Annotated in this window: 16 protein-coding genes; 3 read left to right on the top strand and 13 right to left on the bottom strand. The window is 56.1% G+C overall.

Going from position 1 to position 20,472, the window contains the following annotated elements:
• Positions 1-84: 84 nt before the first annotated feature.
• From OMR58_RS12575 to trmJ, 3 genes are all read right to left on the bottom strand, one after another.
• Entirely contained in the window at positions 85-1,284 is a 1,200-nt protein-coding gene (locus tag OMR58_RS12575) for an IscS subfamily cysteine desulfurase (RefSeq protein ID WP_264546110.1), read from the bottom strand.
• A 118-nt stretch (positions 1,285-1,402) separates the two neighbouring features.
• Entirely contained in the window at positions 1,403-1,900 is a 498-nt protein-coding gene (gene iscR, locus OMR58_RS12570; protein WP_105593213.1) for a Fe-S cluster assembly transcriptional regulator IscR, read from the bottom strand.
• Positions 1,901-2,064: 164 nt separating this feature from the next.
• Positions 2,065-2,790 (bottom strand): tRNA (cytosine(32)/uridine(32)-2'-O)-methyltransferase TrmJ, encoded by a 726-nt coding sequence (trmJ, locus tag OMR58_RS12565; protein ID WP_105593212.1) that lies wholly within the window; start codon positions 2,788-2,790, stop codon positions 2,065-2,067.
• Positions 2,791-2,965: 175 nt separating this feature from the next.
• On the opposite strand from trmJ, the gene suhB reads away from it, so the two are divergent.
• Entirely contained in the window at positions 2,966-3,769 is an 804-nt protein-coding gene (gene suhB / locus OMR58_RS12560; protein ID WP_264546109.1) for an inositol-1-monophosphatase, read from the top strand.
• Between the two features lie 54 nt (positions 3,770-3,823).
• Here suhB and OMR58_RS12555 read toward each other — a convergent pair whose 3' ends face one another.
• The gene (locus OMR58_RS12555; protein ID WP_200561610.1) at positions 3,824-4,834 is read right to left on the bottom strand and encodes a nickel/cobalt transporter; all 1,011 of its coding nucleotides are present in this window, start codon (positions 4,832-4,834) and stop codon (positions 3,824-3,826) included.
• The gene (locus OMR58_RS12550) at positions 4,825-5,433 is read right to left on the bottom strand and encodes a DUF1007 family protein (protein WP_234471949.1); all 609 of its coding nucleotides are present in this window, start codon (positions 5,431-5,433) and stop codon (positions 4,825-4,827) included. Before OMR58_RS12550 ends, OMR58_RS12555 begins: the two co-directional genes overlap by 10 nt.
• A gap of 169 nt (positions 5,434-5,602) precedes the next feature.
• On the opposite strand from OMR58_RS12550, the gene csiE reads away from it, so the two are divergent.
• Positions 5,603-6,874, top strand: a complete 1,272-nt coding sequence (csiE, locus tag OMR58_RS12545; RefSeq protein ID WP_200561606.1) for a stationary phase inducible protein CsiE — start codon at positions 5,603-5,605, stop codon at positions 6,872-6,874.
• Here csiE and OMR58_RS12540 read toward each other — a convergent pair whose 3' ends face one another.
• Both OMR58_RS12540 and glyA read right to left on the bottom strand, forming a co-directional pair.
• A complete protein-coding gene (locus tag OMR58_RS12540) occupies positions 6,875-8,011 on the bottom strand; it encodes a 3-phenylpropionate MFS transporter (RefSeq protein WP_264546108.1) in 1,137 nt (378 codons plus the stop codon).
• Positions 8,012-8,133: 122 nt separating this feature from the next.
• Positions 8,134-9,387, bottom strand: a complete 1,254-nt coding sequence (gene glyA / locus OMR58_RS12535) for a serine hydroxymethyltransferase (RefSeq protein ID WP_105593206.1) — start codon at positions 9,385-9,387, stop codon at positions 8,134-8,136.
• 318 nt (positions 9,388-9,705) lie between these two features.
• On the opposite strand from glyA, the gene hmpA reads away from it, so the two are divergent.
• Positions 9,706-10,887, top strand: a complete 1,182-nt coding sequence (gene hmpA, locus OMR58_RS12530; protein ID WP_264546107.1) for an NO-inducible flavohemoprotein — start codon at positions 9,706-9,708, stop codon at positions 10,885-10,887.
• An 81-nt stretch (positions 10,888-10,968) separates the two neighbouring features.
• Here the strand turns inward: hmpA and glnB are convergent, their stop codons facing one another.
• From glnB to purL, 6 genes are all read right to left on the bottom strand, one after another.
• Entirely contained in the window at positions 10,969-11,307 is a 339-nt protein-coding gene (gene glnB / locus OMR58_RS12525; RefSeq protein WP_056238873.1) for a nitrogen regulatory protein P-II, read from the bottom strand.
• 137 nt (positions 11,308-11,444) lie between these two features.
• Positions 11,445-12,779, bottom strand: a complete 1,335-nt coding sequence (gene glrR / locus OMR58_RS12520; protein WP_105593204.1) for a two-component system response regulator GlrR — start codon at positions 12,777-12,779, stop codon at positions 11,445-11,447.
• Positions 12,776-13,516: a two-component system QseEF-associated lipoprotein QseG gene (gene qseG, locus OMR58_RS12515; protein ID WP_264546106.1), complete on the bottom strand. Its 741-nt coding sequence runs from the start codon at positions 13,514-13,516 to the stop codon at positions 12,776-12,778. Before qseG ends, glrR begins: the two co-directional genes overlap by 4 nt.
• A gap of 2 nt (positions 13,517-13,518) precedes the next feature.
• Entirely contained in the window at positions 13,519-14,946 is a 1,428-nt protein-coding gene (locus OMR58_RS12510) for a sensor histidine kinase (protein WP_200561597.1), read from the bottom strand.
• A gap of 992 nt (positions 14,947-15,938) precedes the next feature.
• Complete coding sequence (locus OMR58_RS12505) at positions 15,939-16,106, bottom strand: hypothetical protein (RefSeq protein WP_264546105.1); 168 nt, start codon at positions 16,104-16,106, stop codon at positions 15,939-15,941.
• 395 nt (positions 16,107-16,501) lie between these two features.
• The gene (gene purL, locus OMR58_RS12500; protein WP_264546104.1) at positions 16,502-20,386 is read right to left on the bottom strand and encodes a phosphoribosylformylglycinamidine synthase; all 3,885 of its coding nucleotides are present in this window, start codon (positions 20,384-20,386) and stop codon (positions 16,502-16,504) included.
• Positions 20,387-20,472 lie beyond the last annotated feature (86 nt).

Genomic DNA, 20,472 nt, shown 5'->3' with positions numbered 1-20,472 from the left:
CATGCCGTGCTTTTATGCTGAATGTGAAACGGGCCGAAGAGTTAATCCGGCCCGTTGGCATAACGCGAATCTGTAAGCTAACGTCTAGCTGGCAGCAGCAACGCCTGCTGCTTTAAACGCCGCCCACTGTGGGGAAACCTCACGCATCCTCGCAATTGACTTCACGATCAGCGCGATCGCATAGTCAATCTCTTCAACGGTGGTGAATCGACCCAGCGAGAAACGCAGCGAGCTGTAGGCGAGATCGTCGCTCACGCCCATTGCACGCAGCACATAGGAAGGCTCCAGGCTGGCTGAGGTGCAGGCGGAGCCGGATGAAACGGCCAGATCCTTCAGCATCATAATGAGCGATTCGCCATCAACGTAGCCGAAGCTGACGTTGAGAATATTTTGCGCGCCGTGTTCAAACGAACCGTTGAGATGAACCTGTTCAATTGCGCTGATTCCCGTCCAGAAGCGTGCACGCAGTGAAGCAAGGCGCGCCATTTCTTCGGCCATCTCTTCTTTGGCAATACGATAGGCTTCACCCATGCCTACAATCTGATGCACCGGCAGCGTGCCGGAACGCATACCGCGTTCGTGGCCACCGCCGTGAATTTGAGCCTCAATTCGTACCTTAGGCTTGCGGCGAACATATAGCGCGCCAATGCCTTTTGGGCCGTAAATCTTATGGCCGGATACGGACATTAAGTCGACGCTCAGCGTAGTGAGATCGATCGGCAATTTTCCCACGCTTTGAGTAGCATCAACATGGAAAAGGATGCCACGGGAGCGGCACAGTTCGCCGATGGCGGCAATATCCTGAATCACACCGGTTTCGTTATTAACGTGCATGATTGACACCAGTACCGTGTCATCACGCAGCGCGGCTTCAAGCTGAGCAAGATCGATAACGCCGTCAGCCTGCGGATTGAGCCAGCTGACGCTGTAGCCTCCGCGCTCAAGCTGAGCACAGGTATCCAGTACGGCCTTATGTTCCGTTGTACAGGTAACAATATGACGGCCTTTTTCCTGATTCGCCTCAGCGGCACCTTTAATTGCCAGGTTATTGGCTTCGGTTGCACCGGAGGTAAACACGATTTCACGAGGATCGGCACCGATCAGTTCGGCAACCTGGTTGCGGGCGATATCGACGGCTTCTTCTGACTGCCAGCCAAAACGGTGGGAACGAGAGGCCGGATTACCGAAGGTTCCATCAAGGGTAAGGTGCTGCATCATCTTCTCGGCAACGCGGGGGTCGGCCGGAGTGGTGGCGGAGTAATCGAGGTAAATCGGTAATTTCATTGCGCGTTAAGCTCCGTACAGGTTTTCCCTGAGCTTTCAACCCGCTGTCACCGGACGACAATCTGAAAGCTCAGGGATACATAATCTGCACGACGCTGGAAACGCGATTGAGTGAGGATCAGGCGCGCAGATTAACGTTAATTGTTTCGTGCATACGACCGTTCGGGATGCGACGAATTTCATTATTGTTCTGGCGGTCGGCAACTTCCAGGATTTCCTGGTTGTTCACCAGCTCGGCCAGTGTAATGTTGTTCAGGAAGTCGCTGATGCGCTCGCTCAGATCGCGCCACAGTACGTGGGTCAGGCAACGTTCGCCGCCCTGGCAGCCTTCTTTGCCCTGGCATTTGGTGGCGTCAACGGATTCGTCAACGGCAGTAATCACTGCGCCAACCGCGATCGCATCAGAACCTTTACCCAGCAGATAACCACCACCCGGACCACGTACGCTGGCAACCAGACCATGCTTGCGCAGACGAGAGAACAGCTGCTCAAGATAAGAAAGGGAGATGCCCTGACGCTCTGAAATATCAGCTAAAGGTACAGGACCTTCGTGAGAGTGCAGTGCAACATCAAGCATAGCGGTAACAGCATAACGGCCTTTGGATGTCAGTCTCATGGCTTTACGACCTCGGTTATAACCCTGGATGGGTGTTAACAAAATATGGACGCAAGTCTGCCATTCCTGAGTAATTTGGTCAAGTATTTAACCGAGTAAAACACTCAACTATTTAACCAAGTGTTTTACTCAAGTATTAACTTATTGATTTAAATGAAAACCAATCAATTTTCCCGCTTTTTTTCAAGGGATGAAAGCATGCCGCGAAGGATATTTAGCTCATCTTTTTCCGGGCGGGCACGGGTAAACAGACGGCGCATTTTGCTCATCACCTGTCCTGGCGTCGCCTCGCGAATGAAGCCGCTGGCCACCATCATCTTCTCCATATGCTGGTAAAAACGCTCAAGATCGTCCACCAGTGGATAAGGCGATTCGGTCACTTCGGCGGCTTCGGTTTCCTGCGATTGTAGCCAGGCCATGCGCACTTCATAGGTAATCACTTGAACGGCCATTGCCAGATTCAGCGAGCTGTATTCTGGGTTCGCGGCAATCGCCACGTGGTAGTGGCATTTTTGCAGCTCTTCATTGGTCAGACCTACGCGTTCACGGCCAAACACCAGTGCAACCGGCGCTTGCTGCCCTTCTTCCACACTCTTCAGACCACATTCACGCGGGTCCAGCATCGGCCAGGGCAGCGAACGGGAACGCGCGCTGGTGCCGACAACCAGACTGCAGCCGGCAATCGCTTCATCAAAGGTATCGACAATGGTGGCATTGCCAATTACATCGCTGGCACCGGCAGCCAGAGCGATGGCCTGCGAGTCAGGCTTAACCAGCGGATTGACCAGATAAAGGTTTGTTAAACCCATGGTTTTCATGGCACGGGCTACGGAGCCCATATTGCCGGTGTGGGACGTTTCAACCAGTACGATTCGGATATTTTGCAGCATGAGAGTGTCAGGTGTGAGGAATAATTTAACGATGCTATCATATTTTCAGGACATTTGCCGTTCTCCCTGCTATAGTACGCGCCGTTTTATATCCAACTACTGCGGCGGCCAATAAACCGGCAGGCTGGCGGTAGTAAGAGATACCGTTCTTTAACATCCAGTGAGACGACACTACATGCATCCGATGCTCAACATCGCCGTGCGCGCTGCGCGCAAGGCCGGAAACGTAATTGCTAAGAACTATGAAACCCCGGACGCAGTCGAAGCCAGCCAGAAAGGCAGCAACGACTTTGTGACTAATGTTGACCGCGAAGCGGAACGCCAGATTATCGAGGTGATTCGCAAGTCTTACCCGAAACACACCATTATTACTGAAGAAAGTGGTGAGTTAGCCGGTGAAGATCAGGATATACAGTGGATTATCGACCCTCTGGATGGCACCACCAACTTTATCAAACGCCTGCCTCACTTCTCTGTCTCTATCGCCGTGCGCATTAAAGGCCGCACCGAAGTGGCGGTAGTTTATGACCCAATGCGTAATGAACTGTTCAGCGCCGTTCGCGGCCAGGGCGCACAGCTTAACGGCTACCGCCTGCGCGGCAGCACCGCTCGCGATCTGGATGGTACCATCCTGGCGACCGGTTTCCCGTTCAAGCTGAAGCAGCACGCCACCCCTTATATCAACATCGTCAGCAAACTGTTCACCAAGTGTGCAGATTTCCGCCGTACCGGTTCTGCTGCGCTGGACCTGGCCTACACCGCCGCCGGCCGCGTTGACGGCTATTTCGAAATCGGCCTGAAGCCGTGGGATTTTGCCGCCGGTGAACTGCTGGTTCGTGAAGCCGGTGGTCTGGTCACCGACTTTGTTGGCGCACACGGCTATATGCTTTCAGGAAACATCGTTGCCGGTAACCCGCGCGTGGTGAAATCAATCCTGGCTAACATCCGTGAAGAGCTGAGCGAAGCGCTAAAGCGTTAATTTTTACCCGTCTCACGAAGGCCGACCTGACGTCGGCCTTTTTTATGCCCAAAATTAACGGGTAAACAGCGGGCGGATGCCCCCCGAAATATCTGGCTGCGCGCTCAGCCACAGTACAATACCCGCCGCCAGCAGCAGTATCCCTCCGCTCAGCGCAAGGCAGTTCAGCGCGACCTTCTGCCAGCCCGCAGCAGGACGATCCCGGCTAAGACGTAGCGCCAGAATTCGGGAAATTTGTACCAGCAGCGCCATGCCGGAAACGGTCAGCGCCGTACCCAGCGCCATCGCAATCGCCGACAGTACGCCCCAGCCGTATACCCCGATCACCTTCGAGAACAGCAGCATCATGATCGCCCCGGAACACGGACGCATCCCCATCGACATCACTACCAGACTTTTCGTTTTCCAACCCACAGCGGTGGCAAGCTGAGCGCTGTCCGGTACGTGCTGATGCCCGCAGCCGCAGCTTTCGCTGTGCTGGTGATCGGTTGGCACAATGCGATGAATAGTGATGCCGCCAGTCTTGCCCGAGGTCCGCAGCGTGCGCATCAGCTTCCTGGCCGCACGCCAGCACAGCCATACTCCCAGACCGGCCACCAGCAGATAGCTGCTTTTTTCCAGCCAGTAGCTGCTGAGATGCAGCTGCCGCGAAGAGAGTTTCAGCACCACCAGCATTATCGTAACCAGCGCAATGGCCACACCGCCCTGCACCACCGCAGCCATCATCGTCAGCTGCAGGCTGGTTTTTACCCGGGTAGGATGCGTGGCCAGGAAGGTAGCGATCACGACTTTGCCATGCCCCGGGCCCAGCGCGTGCAAAACGCCATACAGCAGGCTGAAGCCCATCAGCGTCAGCCCCGCCTTTTGAGGATGGCTGGCAACCTGTTGCAGCAGCGCAGTCATCTGCTGGTGCAGATTTTTCTGCCAGAGCACGCTTTGTAACAGGATCTGCGGCCAGAACTGCCACACCAGCAGCGCACAGGCCAGCAGCACAATTATCAGCAGATACAGCGGCCACAGCTGCCGCCAGCTGCGCGCCTGCATAGACAGGATATTTACTGACATACCAGCGTTACCGTTTGAGCAAACTGACGACCCAAATCCATCTCTTCCGCTGGCGCATCCGCCTTATCCAGCGATAGCGCATACGCCTGCATCGAAGCATCAGGTTTTGGCGTTTTCAGTTCAAAATGGCACTCTTTCGCCAGTTCATCAGGGATTTTCAACGATTTTTCCGAGTCGTAATACATATCAACGAAGTAGGTTGGGTCAAAAGTGGAGAAGACAAAGCGCTGGCCTTTCAGCGGCTGCGGATGCGCCAGCGGCAGCACGAATTCCAGTACAGCCTGGTGGCCCTGCCGGGACAGATGATACTCCGGCGGCAGATTCTCAAATTTCACCGGCTGCTTCTGATGCCAGAACTCGGTGAAGTAGTGCTGACCCAGCACGTTAGCCATCACTTCCGCCGCCAGTTTCTTCCAGATAACCGAACCGGGTTTAGCGTCGGCGGCATCGTAAAGCAGATCGGCGGAGGTAATTTCATCCATCACCCAGCGCATTCTCAGCCCGGTAATAGTGTCACCCTGGTGGACCAGCGTGGTTTGCATATCAATAAAGCTGTGCGGGTGCGACCACGCCGCCGGTACGGCACCCACAACCAGCATCAGCCCAACAATGTATCTGTTATAACGTAACAAATTCAACCCCATTCCAGGATTTCCCGATTATTTTTGTGACCTGTATTTAAAAGCGCCGAATAAACGTCCGCAGACCCTCCACAGCCGCAGGGAGTCAGGCTAGGATTAACACAAGATACGTTTAGCGGGAGTGCAGATGACGAGTGATTACTCACCAGAAACCTCTGTTTTTTCCCGTCAGCAACGGCGCTGCCACCTCATTTTAATGCTTTGTCTTCCTGAACCTGACGTTACGCTGGAAATTTACTGCCAGCTGAACGGGGTAGAAGACGCGGTAGCCCGGCAAGATATAGCGGAGGTTACGCTGGAGATCCAGCGTTATCACCAGCTGATTATCGAACAGGATCAACAGGGGTCACTACGGCTGATCGGCGCACAGCTAAATCAGCGCCTGTGTCTGCTGCACGGTTTACGTCGTGCACTGCGGCTATCGCCTGATTTTGTCTGCCACTATTTCACCCCGAGGATCAAACACCACCTGCAGCGTAACGAGGTCAGCAAGGCGCTGTATGATGAGCATAATTTACAGGCGCTGATCCAGCACTGTTCCCGGCAGCTTATGCGGGATTTCAACGCACGCGACCGCCACTTTTTGCAGATCTACCTGCAGTACTCCCTCGCCCATGACTGCCTGGTGGACTTTAACCCTGAACAGACAAGCTGGCTGAGTGCCAAAACGGAATATGTACTGGCGCAGGAGATCCTTCGCTGCTGGCATCGGCAGGGCTATCAGCAAACCTCGGCGGATGATGCCATCCCGCTGGCGCTATTGTTTAGCCAGCTGCACATCCCCAGCATCAGCCAGCCGATTGGGGACTATGAAGCCCGGCTACTGCTGGCGATTCAACAGCTTATTCTACGTTTTCAGCAGCTATCGGGCATGCAGTTCAGCTGCCATGATGAACTCTGTGCCCAGCTGTTCAGCCATCTGGCGCAGGCGCTGGAGCGTGTACGGTTCACTGTTGGCATCGATCACAGCCTGGTGGAAGACGTGGCGCGTCAGTATCCGCGCCTGCTGCGAACGACCCGTGCCGCCCTGGTTGAATTCGAACAACAGTTCTCGCTGCGATTTTCTGAAGAAGAGCTGGGACTGACGGCGATTATCTTTGGTGCCTGGCTGATGCAGGAGAGCGCCCTGCAGGAAAAGCAGGTCCTGCTGCTGACCGGTTATGACCAGGAACTCGAACGCTGCGTTGAGCAGCAGCTGCGTGAGCTAACGCTGCTGCCGTTGAATATTAAATACCTGACGGTTGACGATTATCAGCGTAACAGTGCACCAAAGGGAATTTCTCTGGTAATTACTCCCTATGTCACCACCCTGCCGCTGTTCTCACCGCCGCTGATCCACGCGGAGCTGCCGCTGGGCGAGCACCAGCAGCGCAGCATCCGTGCGCTGCTGGAATCCTGATTAACGGATCGTTGGCCGCAGGAACAAAGCCGGCACCACCAGCAGCGCCATCACCCAGAAGATCCCGCCGTGCAGATGCTGGAATAACACGCCGCAGACCATAGTCATAATCGCAATGCCGCCGCCCATCGCCAGCGCTGAGTAAAGAGACTGCAAACGAATGACCTCCGATCCCTCTCGGGAAGCAATAAAGCGCATTGCCGCCAGATGACAAACGGTGAAACTGCCGCAGTGAAGGATCTGCGCCACAATCAGCCAGCCCAGATCGGTGGTGGCTGCCATCAGGCTCCAGCGAACAATCGCCGCAATGCCGGAGAGCAGCAGCAGATCGCGGGCGCGCCAGCGGCGAAACAGCCGGTTGCTGGCAGCAAAAATGACAATCTCAGCCACGACGCCCAGCGACCACAAATAACCCACGACGCTGGCCGAATAGCCCGCCTGCTGCCAGTAGATCGCGCTAAAACCATAATAGGCCGCATGCGCTCCCTGCATCAGCGTCACGCACAGCATAAAACGCCAGACGGCATTCTCCCGCAGCATCTGCAGCCACACCTGCCAGCCAGCGTGGCTGCCCTGCTTCGAGGTGCCCTGCGGCATCACCGCCGGACGCAGCAGCATCCCGGCCAGCATCGCGCCGCAGCCTGCGCACAGCAGCATCAGAATCGCCTGGTAAGAGAATTGATTGACCAGTACACCGGTCAATGCCGAGCTGATAACAAACGCCAGCGATCCCCATAGCCGCACCGGTCCGTAGGGCAGCGCGATTTGCCGCTGCCAGGTGGCAGCCAGCGCATCGCTCAGCGGCACCAGCGGTGAAAACACAAGGTTAAAGCCCACCATCACGAAAAGCAGCCAGAGCCAATGCGAGCCGAAGCAGAATCCCAGGGCGAACAGCAGGGTAATCAGCGCCAGCAGACGCAGCGCATTGACCAGCTGGGAAGGATTGGTGACGCGGGAGGCAATCAACAGGCTGCCGGTAAAGCGAGCGATCATGCCGCAGCCAAGCAGCAGACCGATCTGCTCAGGCTTCATGCCGCTGCCCTCAAGCCAGACGCCCCAAAATGGCAGGTAGATGCCGTAGGCAAAGAAATAAGTGAAGTAGCCCAGCCCCAGCCAGTACGTCGATCGTATCGTCATGTTCCATCCGACAGAGTAAGTTTCGGCGGTACTCTACACCGTGCGGACAGATAAAAAAATAACGGGACACAAAGTGCCCCGTTATCTGTGCAACGGCTCGCAGTAAAGGAGCTGCTAGCGGATTATGCGTATACCGGGAAGCGGGCGCAGATATCCAGAACCTGCTTCTTCACGCGCTCGCTCACGCCTTCGTCATTGATATTGTCAAGAATATCGCTGATCCAGCCAGCCAGCTCGCGCACTTCAGCTTCTTTGAAACCACGACGGGTTACAGCTGGAGAACCGATGCGAATACCGGAAGTCACGAACGGGCTCTTCGGATCGTTAGGCACGCTGTTTTTGTTGACGGTGATGTTAGCACGGCCCAGAGCGGCGTCGGCTTCTTTACCGGTCAGGTTTTTGTCAACCAGGTCCAGCAGGAACAGATGGTTATGGGTGCCGCCGGAAACTACGTTGTAGCCACGCTCCAGGAACACTTCAACCATCGCTCGTGCGTTTTTAGCAACCTGCTGCTGGTAGGTTTTGAACTCTGGCTCCATCGCTTCTTTGAACGCCACCGCTTTACCGGCGATAACGTGCATCAGAGGGCCGCCCTGGCCGCCAGGGAATACCGCTGAGTTCAGTTTCTTATACAGATCTTCGTCACCGCCCTGAGCCAGGATCAGACCACCGCGAGGACCCGCCAGGGTTTTATGGGTAGTCGAGGTCACGATGTGTGCGTGTGGTACCGGGTTAGGGTAAACGTCAGCAGCGATCAGACCAGCAACGTGGGCCATATCGACGAACAGGTATGCGCCAACGCTGTCAGCGATTTCACGCATTTTAGCCCAGTCACACACGCCAGAGTATGCGGAGAAGCCGCCTACGATCATTTTCGGCTGGTGCTGTTTAGCCAGTTCGGCCAGCTCGTTGTAGTCGATTTTGCCGGTTTCATCGATACCGTAAGGAATGACTTTATACAGTTTGCCGGACAGGTTAACCGGGGAACCGTGGGTCAGGTGACCACCGTGTGCCAGGTTCATACCCAGAATGGTATCGCCCGGCTGCAGCAGCGCGGTGTAAACAGCGAAGTTCGCCTGTGAACCGGAATGCGGCTGCACGTTGGCATAGTCGGCACCAAACAGCGCTTTAGCGCGGTCGATAGCCAGCTGCTCAACGATATCCACGTACTCACAGCCACCGTAATAGCGTTTCCCCGGATACCCTTCGGCATATTTGTTAGTCAGCTGGGATCCCTGAGCCTGCATTACACGTGGGCTGGTATAGTTTTCTGAAGCAATCAGCTCGATGTGCTCTTCCTGACGCACTTTCTCCTGCTCCATCGCCTGCCATAAATCGGCATCGTAATCGGCAATGTTCATATCACGCTTTAACATCTGCATCTCCTGACTCAACTGACTTTTAATAAGGAACTTCGGGGTGTTGGGCAACAGTTTAAACTGTTACCCTGCCGTTGAATAGCGCCATGACCGCCTTTTTGCGCAAACGATTGGCTTCAGAGCCAGCAAGGCTTAGATATCATTTTTGCAAGCAGTTGGTTACGGAGTTTTCCTCATTATCAACTTGCAGCTTGTTCAACAAGCCCACGCCATCAGCACGGATAAATAACCCTGATTCTCAGATGGGTATTTACAATGCAATTTCCCGAAAATTAATGCATCTGAAATACACGTTATAAAATCAGGGAGTTCACTATGCTAGATAATCAGACCATTGCCATCGTCAAATCCACCATTCCCGCCATTCTCGAACTCGGACCAAGCCTGACGGCCCACTTTTACGATCGTATGTTCAGCCACAATCCCGAACTGAAAGATATTTTTAATATGAGCAATCAGCGCAACGGCCACCAGCGGGAAGCGCTGTTTAATGCCGTCTGCGCCTATGCCAGCAATATCGATAATCTGGCGGCGCTTGGCCCCGCCGTGGAAAAAATAGCCCAAAAGCATACCAGTTTTGCCATTCGGCCTGAGCAATACAACATTGTCGGTACGCACTTGCTGGCCAGCATTGATGAAATGCTGCATCCGGGTGAAGAGGTTCTTGAGGCCTGGGGCAAAGCCTATGGCGTGCTGGCCGGAATCTTCGTGCAGCGTGAAGAGCAGATTTATGAACTTTCCGAGCAGAAACCCGGTGGCTGGAGGGGAACGCGAGAATTCGTTATTAGCGAAATCACCCCACAAAGCGCGGTAATCAAAAGTTTTGTGCTGACACCGGCCGACGGCCAGCCTGTCGCGAGCTATCGCGCGGGGCAGTATCTTGCCTTGTGGGTGGACGATCCTTCATTTGAAAACAAAGAAATTCGTCAGTATTCACTCACCCGCTCACCGAACGGCAAAAATTATCGTCTTGCCGTACGCCATGAACAAGGCGGGACGATGTCCAGCTGGCTGCATCAGCAGAAAGTGGGCACGCATCTGCGCGTTGCTCCACCGGCCGGTGATTTCTTCCTCGACGTGAAGCCGGAAACACCGGTTACGCTGATTTCTGCAGGCGTGGGGCTAACGCCGATGCTGGCGATGCTGCATCAGCTGGCAGAGAGCCGACATCCGTCGACGGTGCAGTGGTTCCACGCCGCCGATAACAGCAGCACGCACGCCTTTGCGAAAGAAGTCACGGAAACCGGAGCCCACCTGCCGCGATTTACGCAGCATATCTGGTACAGTCATCCCACTGCTCAGGATAAAGAGAAGTTCAACACGCATGGACTTATCAACCTGTCACCGCTGGAGTCCATGCTCAGCGATCCGGCCATGCAATATTATCTATGTGGGCCGGTGGGCTTTATGGAGGCGGTAGAGCAGCAGCTACAACAGCTGGGCGTTTCGCACGATCGTATTCATTATGAAGTTTTTGGCCCGCACAAAGCGCTGTAACCAACCTTTCTGCCGATCGTAACGCCAGAAATGAGCAGGGCCTGAATATTCAGGCCCTGTTACGCAAGTGAAAAACAGCGATTAAATCGCTTCTTCGTCTTCTTCACCGGTGCGGATACGCACAACGCGCGCCACATCAAACACAAAAATCTTACCGTCACCGATTTTACCGGTTTGCGCCGTGTTCATAATAGTATCGACGCAGGTATCGACAATATCATCAGCCACAACGATTTCGATTTTCACTTTTGGCAGAAAATCGACCATATATTCAGCACCACGATACAGCTCGGTGTGGCCTTTCTGACGGCCAAAACCTTTAACTTCCGTTACCGTCATACCGGTGATGCCGACTTCCGCCAGCGCTTCGCGCACGTCATCCAGTTTGAACGGCTTAATAATTGCATCGATCTTTTTCATAGCAGACCCTTATTTCTCCCTCCGGTAACGGACGGGTAATCAACGATTAACTTCACCGGACAGGTCACGCGGCGCGGTCTGTCTCTTTTTTCAGGCAGCTAAACTACCATAATTGATAGCAAAAACGGCACTGAAAATTATTCTTTAAAATCGCCAGCGTCCAGTTCATGTCGCGACAACAGTTTATAGAACTCGGTGCGATTGCGCCCTGCCATTCGGGCGGCATTCGTGACATTTCCTTTGGTCATCTGCAGCAGCTTGCGCAGGTAGTTAAGCTCGAACTGATTACGCGCCTCCGCGAACGTAGGCAATGCGGTATTTTCTCCGGCCAGCGCCTGCTCGACCAGCGCCTCACCAATGACCGGAGCTGAAGTGAGCGCTACGCACTGTTCAATCACATTCACCAGCTGGCGGACATTTCCCGGCCAGCTGGCGGCCATCAGGCGATGCATCGCATCGCTGGAGAAACTGCGGACAAACGGTTTGTGCCGCGCGGCCGACTGCTTCAGCAAATGATTGGCCAGCAGCGGAATATCCTCGGCTCGCTCATGCAGTGCGGGGATTTTCAAATTGACCACGTTTAAACGATAGAACAAATCTTCGCGAAACTCTTTTTTCTCCATCGCTTTTGGCAGATCGCGATGGGTGGCGGAGATAATACGCACGTCGATATCCAAATCGCGATTGCTGCCCAGCGGGCGCACTTTACGCTCCTGCAGCACACGCAGCAGTTTGACCTGCAGCGCCTGCGGCATATCGCCAATTTCATCGAGGAACAGCGTTCCCCCTTCCGCGGCCTGGAACAGCCCTTCCCTGCTGCTCACCGCCCCGGTAAAAGCCCCTTTCGCATGGCCAAACAGCTCGGACTCCAGCAGTTGCTCCGGCAGGGCACCGCAGTTAATCGCGATAAACGCTTTGCCCGCACGCGGGCTGGCCGCATGGATCGCCTGCGCCAGGATCTCTTTTCCGGTTCCGCTCTGGCCGTTAATCAGCACGCTAACGTCAGAGTGCGCCACCATCCGCGCCTGTTCCAGCAGACGCAGCATTAGCGGACTGCGGGTGACAATATTTTCGCTCCACGACTCATCCGTCGTTGGCACCCGGTGTGCCAGCGCCTCATCAATGGCTTTATACAACGCATCGCGATCCACCGGCTTGGTCAGGAAGCTGAACACACCCTGTTGCGTAGCGGCAACGGCATCGGGGATAGAACCGTGAGCGGTAAGAATGATGACCGGCATGCCGGGATGACGTTTCTGGATTTCGGCAAACAGCGCCATTCCGTCCATTTCATCCATACGCAGATCGCTAATCGCCAGATCGATAGTTTCGCGGTCCAGCACCCGCAGCGCTTCCGGGCCGCTTTCGGCGGTGGTGACGGCAAAACCTTCACTACTGAGACGCATACCAAGGAGTTTAAGCAGGCTGGGGTCGTCATCCACCAGCAGCAGCCGGGCTGATTTTTTTATCATGGCGTTGCATCATCCTCTGATTTATTGCCGGACGATGTTGCGTCGTCCGGTGCGGATTTATCCGCGGCATGGCTGCTGTCGGCGGCATCAGGCGAGCGCCGTGATGAGAGCTGACGTTCAATATCGGTCAGGGAATCCAGCTTGCGCCGGGTCACCGCCAGTTCCTGATTCAGCGCGATGTCCTGCTGGCGCAGCGCATCAAGCTGCGCATCGCTGGTTTGTTGCAGCGTCGCGTAGCGCGTGCGCTCTGCGGATAGTTGCAGCAGCGATCCCTGCCCTTCCCGCCACAGGGTCAGCAACGGGCGCACGGCGGTGGGGTAGTCGTAGCTGTAATCATCAAGCCGCTGCAAATACTGGCGGCGTTCCACCGGCGTGATATTACCGTTGCTGAGCAGTACGGCCTGTTTAAACCGGCTCTGCCAGTTATCCGCTGGCCAGCGACGCGCTTCTGCCCGCGCTTCGGCTGGTGTCAGGCGTTCGGCACAGTCCATCGTTCGCAGCCAGTAAAGCGGATTATTGACCACCGATACGCTGTTAAAGGTCCAGACCTGGCCGCAGGAAACCTCCTGGAAATCCACAACGCGGCGTTGAGTTTCGCTGAACGAATCATGCGTCAGACTGCTGTTCTTCTCTGGCATCTGGCTACAGCCAGATATCAGTGAAGTCAGCAGTGACACCGCAGCGAGTTTGCCGGTTCGATCCAGAGACAACAGAGCAGATAAAGGTGAAAAACGCATGACTAGTTATTCCCGGCGGTGGTATTTAATTCGATACGGAAGCAAACATCCGCTTCCTTGCTGTCAACCAGCTGTAAATCACCCTGTAAACGCTGCAGGCAATCTTTGGCAATGCTCAGTCCCAGCCCACTGCCTTTAACGGCCCCCTTCCGCTGCATGTTGCCCTGGAAGAAAGGTTCAAAGATCATCGCCCGCTCTGCGTCCGGGATAGGCGTGCCGGTGTTGGCAACTTCAATGATTGCCCGGCCTCCCTGCTGGCGGCTGCGGATCCAGATACGGCCTGATTCTGCGCCGTAGTGTACAGCATTGGAATAAAGATTATCGATCGCCCGCAGTAACAATGTCGGCTCAGCCCGGCAGCTGGCGAGCTGAAGATCGACTTCGGTATGCATCATCTTAGCGCGAGCCGTCAGGTTGTGGCTGGCAATCAGCGTTTCAACCAGCGGTGCCAGCGGCACATCCTCAAGCGGCAGCGGGCCATCGGCTAACTTACGGTTGTAGTCCAGCAGCTGCTCAATCAGCGTTTGCAGGCGGCGGCTGCTGTCATTGAGAATGCTCACCACCTCTTTTTGGTCGGCGGTTAAAGGTCCAACTATCTGATCGGCGAGCAGTTCCGTGCCTTCACGCATGCTGGCCAGCGGCGTTTTTAGCTCATGAGAGATATGGCGCAGAAACTCATGCCGCTGGGACTCAAGCCAGGTCAGCCGCTCGCTCAACCACAGTATGCGCTGCCCAAGAGAGCGAATTTCGCGCGGGCCTTTAAACATCAGGTTCTGTTCCAGCTGCTGCCCTTCACCCAGGCGATTAATCATCCGTTCTACAGCTTTCACCGGCCCGATAATCATGCGGGTAAACAACACCACCAGCCCGAGGCTGAGCAGGAACAGCGTCAGCGCCTGCCAGCCAAAATACTGACCCCGATCGGCAATTTCACGCTGTAACTGTAGACCACGCGAGAAGACCACTTCACGAGTTGTCTGCACCAGCTGCGCGTTAGCGGAAGAAAATGCCTCCAGCTGCTCGGCTGCCGCCTTGACCGGTGCGCTGTTGTCGCATTTTATCTGGCTTAACTGAGTCAGACTTTGACGCAGCGCCTGATAGGTACGGATGTCCGGCAGCACCGGCGCATGGGCATCAAGCATTTGCGAATAGCGGCTGTGCTGAGTTTGATAGAGCTTTTGCAGCATCGGGTTATCCAGCACGCAGTACTGTCGATAGCTGCGCTCCAGTTCCAGCGCGGTGCGCGCCATCGCTTCACTGCGCCGCACATCGGTCAGGGTGGTGCGGTTAGTATCCGCAGCGCGATCGCTCAGCGCCGACAGGCTTTCCCAGGCCTGCCATGCCAGCACCAGCAGCGGTAATAACACCAGTAAAAACGCCATCAGCACCAGCTGACGCAGGGATCGTGGAAACAGACGCCATTTCTTCACGGAGAGATCTCTTGTTCAGGTTATCAGTGATGCTAGCGGAGAGTGGGCTGCGAGGAAAGTCAGGCGATGAAATGAAAATGGCCGGTTCACTGAACCGGCCATCGGGCGACGCTGCAGGTGAGCAGCGAGGCTGAATAGGTGGAGCCTAACTCAACGTTGCGTCCGATGTTTGATAACGTCACAGAGTGAACGATTATCGGTGGGGTGGACGACAGGCTCCGTTTTGTGCGTCATTCTGGGCGTTATGGGCACTTGACCGCTTGCGCAGGGCTATCATAACCAGGTGAATGAGCCGCTGAATAGATTATAGCAATCATCGTGCCAGTTTTTCAAATTATGTTTTAACTTATTATAAAATGGTGATTTTTTATGATGCGGTTCTCTTTTGTTCGCGATCGTTTTGACCAGCCGGTCTGGCTGAGTGTCGCTGAAAAGTAACACTTTTAGCGATGTGTGAATCGTGCCATTTAAATCAACGAGTTAAGTGTCGCCGTTTGGAGACAGTGATTTAAGGGGATTGTCGGGGAAATGCAACAGAGGGCTCGTGCTGGTGGTTTCGGGGCTTGTGGGTTCGGGGCTTGTGGGTTCGGGGCTGGCGCAGACGGGTTGGCCCTGGAAACGGGCGGGTCCTCGCGCCACGCGTTGCGTGGTGCCTTCTCTTCAGTCGGGAGCCTTTGCGGACCGCCGCAGACGGGGCTTCCTGCCCCGGCTGCGCCTTTTGCTCGCGTCCATGCGAGCAAATCCTGGCTCCCTCGTTACGTTCAGCGCTGCGGATTGCCCGTTTCCAGGGCCAACCCGTCTGCGCTTTGCTATCGGAGTCGCTGCTTTAAAAGATCGTCTTTCGACATTCCTTCGATTTTCCAATGATGGAAATGGCCCACATTGCCCTCTCCAGATAACGAGACAGTCCGGGAAACCTACTAGCCATTCAGCTAATGAAAGGGAAATCAACTTGCCGACCAGTTAATACTTATGACTGACCTCGTCTCAATTCAGATAAGAAGCGACGGCAATTTCCGGAAGAGGGCCAGCCTGGGCGGCTGACGGGCAATCCGCAGCGCTGAGGTGCAGGCAGCGGGGCCGGAGAAAACGGCAGAGAAACCAACCGCCCATTCAGCTAATGAAAGCGATATCAACTTACCGACCAGGTCAATACTCATGACTGTAATCCGTCTCAATTCAGATAAGAAGCGACGACAAATTCCGGAAGAGGGCCAGCCTGGGCGGCTGACGGGCAATCCGCAGCGCTGAGGTGCAGGTAGCGGGACCGGAGAGAACGGCAGGGATGCCGGGCTCAGGCGTGGCGCGGGCAGGACGCCCGCTCCACGCCGATCCGCAAGGCCCGATACCGAAACCGAAGGCACCGCAAAGCGGCGCGAGGACCGCCCGGTAGCCGCCCAGGCTGGCCCTCTTCACCGCAATCCCAGCAAAGCTTTTCATCTTGACACCCGTTCCGGAAATGTCACTTACAAAAAAAGCCACCATCCCAAAGGACAGTGGCTTTTTCAAACCTGCCATTAACCCGCTGATTTACAGCAGGCTACTCACACAGGTATCAGCCCAGCTGCTTACGCGCATTGCGGAAAATACGCATCCACGGGCTGTCCTCGCCCCACTCTGCCGGGTGCCAGGAGTTGCTGACGGTGCGGAACACGCGCTCCGGGTGCGGCATCATAATCGTTACGCGACCGCTTTCGTTAGTCACCGCCGTAATGCCGTTTGGAGAACCGTTCGGGTTAGCCGGGTACTGCTGGGTCACGTTGCCGAAGTTATCGACAAAGCGCAGCGCCACCAGCCCTTTCTGCTCAAGCTGTGCCAGATGTGCATCGCTGCGCACCTCCACAAAGCCTTCACCGTGCGAAACCGCAATCGGCATACGGGAACCGACCATACCATCCAGCAGCAGCGACGGGCTGGCCGCCACTTCGACCAGGCTGAAGCGCGCTTCAAAACGCTCGGACTGGTTGCGCACAAAGCGCGGCCACTCTTCGCTACCCGGGATCAGCTCACGCAGATTCGACATCATCTGGCAGCCGTTGCACACGCCCAGCGCCAGCGTCTGCGGACGGTGGAAGAAGGTTTCGAACTCGTCGCGCACGCGGCTGTTGAACAGAATCGATTTCGCCCAGCCTTCGCCCGCGCCCAGCACATCGCCGTAAGAGAAGCCGCCGCAGGCAACCAGTGCCTGAACGTCGCTCAGACCACGACGGCCCGCCAGCAGATCGCTCATATGCACGTCAACCGCATCAAATCCGGCACGGTGGAAGACAGCCGCCATCTCAACGTGGGAGTTAACGCCCTGCTCGCGCAGCACGGCAACCTTTGGACGCGCGCCGGTGGCAATAAACGGTGCAGCGATATCTTCTTCTGGTTTGAAGGTCAGTTTGACGTTCAGGCCCGGATCGCTGTTGTCTTTCTTAGCTTCGTGTTCCTGATCGGCACAGGCCGGGTTATCACGCAGGCGCTGCATCTGCCAGGTGGTTTCAGCCCACCAGGTACGCAGGGTGGTACGGCTTTCGCTGTACACCGCAGAATCGCCGGAGGTGATCACAAAGCGATCGCCCTCTACCGCACGACCCAGCACGTGAACGCAGTCGCCCAGTCCGTTGGCAGCAAACACCTGTTCAACCGCCGCGCAGTCTGCGGCAGCAACCTGAATCACCGCACCCAGTTCTTCGTTAAACAGCGCAGCCAGGCTATCGCTGCCCAGCGCGGCAATATCTGCCTCAACGCCGCAGTGACCGGTAAAGGCCATTTCTGCCAGCGTTACCAGCAGGCCGCCGTCTGAACGGTCGTGGTAAGCCAGCAGTTTGTCATCGGCCACCAGCGTCTGGATAGCGTTCCAGAACCCGGCCAGCTGTTTCGCATCACGCACGTCGGCAGGTTTGTCACCCAACTGACGATAAACCTGAGACAGTGCCGTTGCGCCCAGCGCGTTAACGCCCTGACCAAGGTCGATCAGCAGCAGGCGGTTATCCACGGTTTGCAGCTGTGGCGTAGCGGTTTTGCGTACGTCTTCCACACGGGCAAAGGCGGTGATCACCAGCGACAGCGGAGAGGTCATCTCGCGCTGCTCGGTCCCTTCCTGCCAGCGGGTTTTCATCGACATGGAGTCTTTGCCCACCGGGATAGTGATACCCAGCGCCGGGCACAGCTCTTCGCCGACGGCTTTGACCGCTTCATACAGGCCCGCATCTTCACCCGGGTGACCAGCGGCGGCCATCCAGTTAGCGGAAAGTTTAATGCGCGTCAGCGGACCAATCTGGGTCGCTGCGATGTTGGTCAGCGCTTCACCCACGGCCAGACGGCCGGATGCAGCGAAGTCCAGCAGGGCAACCGGCGCACGTTCGCCCAGCGCCATTGCTTCACCGTAGTAGCTGTCAAGGCTGGCGGTGGTGATCGCGCTGTTAGCCACCGGGATCTGCCACGGTCCCACCATCTGATCGCGCGCAACCATGCCGGTGACGGTACGGTCGCCGATAGTCACGAGGAAGGTTTTCTCCGCAACGGTCGGCAGGTGCAGAACGCGGTTGACCGCATCAGCAATAGAAATGTTGTCGCGAACCAGCGCGTCGCCTTTCGCCTTCAGGCTGGCAACATCGCGGGTCATTTTTGGCGTTTTGCCCAGCAGCACGTCCAGCGGCAGATCGATTGGCGTATTGTCGAAATGGCTGTCGGCCAGCGACAGGTGCATCTCTTCGGTAGCTTCGCCGATCACCGCATACGGAGCGCGTTCACGTTTGCACAGCTCGTCAAACAGTTCGATGCTCTCAGGTGCAACCGCCAGAACATAACGCTCCTGCGATTCGTTACACCAAACTTCCAGCGGGCTCATGCCCGGTTCGTCATTGAGAATATCGCGCAGATTGAAACGACCACCGCGCTCGCCGTCGCTGACCAGTTCCGGCATGGCGTTGGACAGACCGCCCGCACCGACGTCGTGGATAAACAGAATCGGGTTAGCTTCACCCAGCTGCCAGCAGCGGTCGATCACTTCCTGGCAGCGGCGTTCCATTTCCGGGTTGTCGCGCTGAACGGAGGCGAAGTCGAGGTCGGCATCGGACTGGCCGGAAGCCATAGATGACGCGGCACCGCCGCCCAGACCGATATTCATCGCCGGGCCACCCAGTACGATCAGCTTGGCACCCACGGTGATTTCGCCTTTCTGCACGTGATCGGCACGGATGTTACCAATACCACCGGCCAGCATGATCGGCTTGTGGTAGCCGCGCAGCTCTTCGCCGTTGTGGCTGTTAACACGCTCTTCATAGGTACGGAAGTAGCCGTTCAGCGCCGGGCGACCAAATTCGTTGTTAAACGCCGCACCGCCCAGAGGGCCTTCGGTCATGATATCCAGCGCGGTAACGATACGTTCAGGTTTGCCGAAATCCTCTTCCCACGGCTGTTCAAAGCCCGGGATACGCAGGTTAGACACGGAGAAGCCAACAAGGCCGGCTTTTGGCTTCGCACCGCGTCCGGTTGCGCCTTCATCACGAATTTCGCCACCTGAACCGGTCGCGGCACCCGGCCACGGAGAAATTGCCGTCGGGTGGTTATGGGTTTCTACCTTCATCAGGATGTGCGTATCTTCCTGATGGAAGTCATAGGCACCCTGACGGTCAGCGTAGAAACGGCCGACCTGAGAACCTTCCATCACCGCGGCATTGTCTTTATAGGCAGACAGCACGTGGTCCGGGGTCTTCTCGAAGGTGTTTTTGATCATCTTGAACAGCGACTTCGGCTGCTGCTCACCGTCAATCACCCAGTCGGCATTGAAAATTTTGTGACGGCAGTGCTCGGAGTTTGCCTGGGCAAACATATAGAGCTCGATGTCGTTCGGGTTGCGCCCCAGTTTTTCAAACGCGGCCAGCAGGTAGTCGATCTCATCCTCGGCCAGTGCCAGGCCCAGCTTGATATTGGCTTGAACCAGTGCATCACGACCTTCACCCAGAACGTCCACGCTCTGTACCGGCGCGGGCTGATGGTGTGCGAACAGCTGCTCGGCCTGATTCAGATCCGTAAACACGGTTTCCATCATGCGATCGTGCAGCAGAGCGGCCAAAGCCCCCCACTGTGCATCAGTCAGCTGTGGAGCCTGAATATAGAAGGCCAGGCCGCGCTCAAGGCGCAGAACCTGCGGCAGGTCGCAGTTGTGGGCGATATCGGTCGCTTTGGATGACCACGGGGAGATCGTGCCGGGACGCGGGGTCACCAGCAGCAGGCGGCCTTCCGGGGTATGCTCAGCGAGAGAAGGACCGTATTTCAGCAGGCGCTGCAGGCGCGCTTTTGCATCCGCATCAAGCGGAGCGCTGACATCGGCGAAATGGACGTACTCGGCGTAAATATCACTCACCGGCAGGTGAGCGTCCTGAAAGCGGGTCAGCAGTTTGTTAATACGAAATGCCGACAGGGCGGGCGAACCACGCAGAATTTCCATCATTAAAGATCTCTCGTCTCGAAGCGCCGGGCGACGCTTCATTGGGCGCAACAGGGAAAACGGGCGCTATTATAGAGAATCCCCACCGG

Origin of the sequence: Erwinia sp. INIA01, assembly GCF_025947915.1 — a bacterium.
Classification (GTDB): Bacteria; Pseudomonadota; Gammaproteobacteria; order Enterobacterales; family Enterobacteriaceae; genus Erwinia; species Erwinia coffeiphila.
Note: the sequence above shows the minus strand (reverse complement) of the source record. Positions and strands in the feature narration are given on the sequence as shown.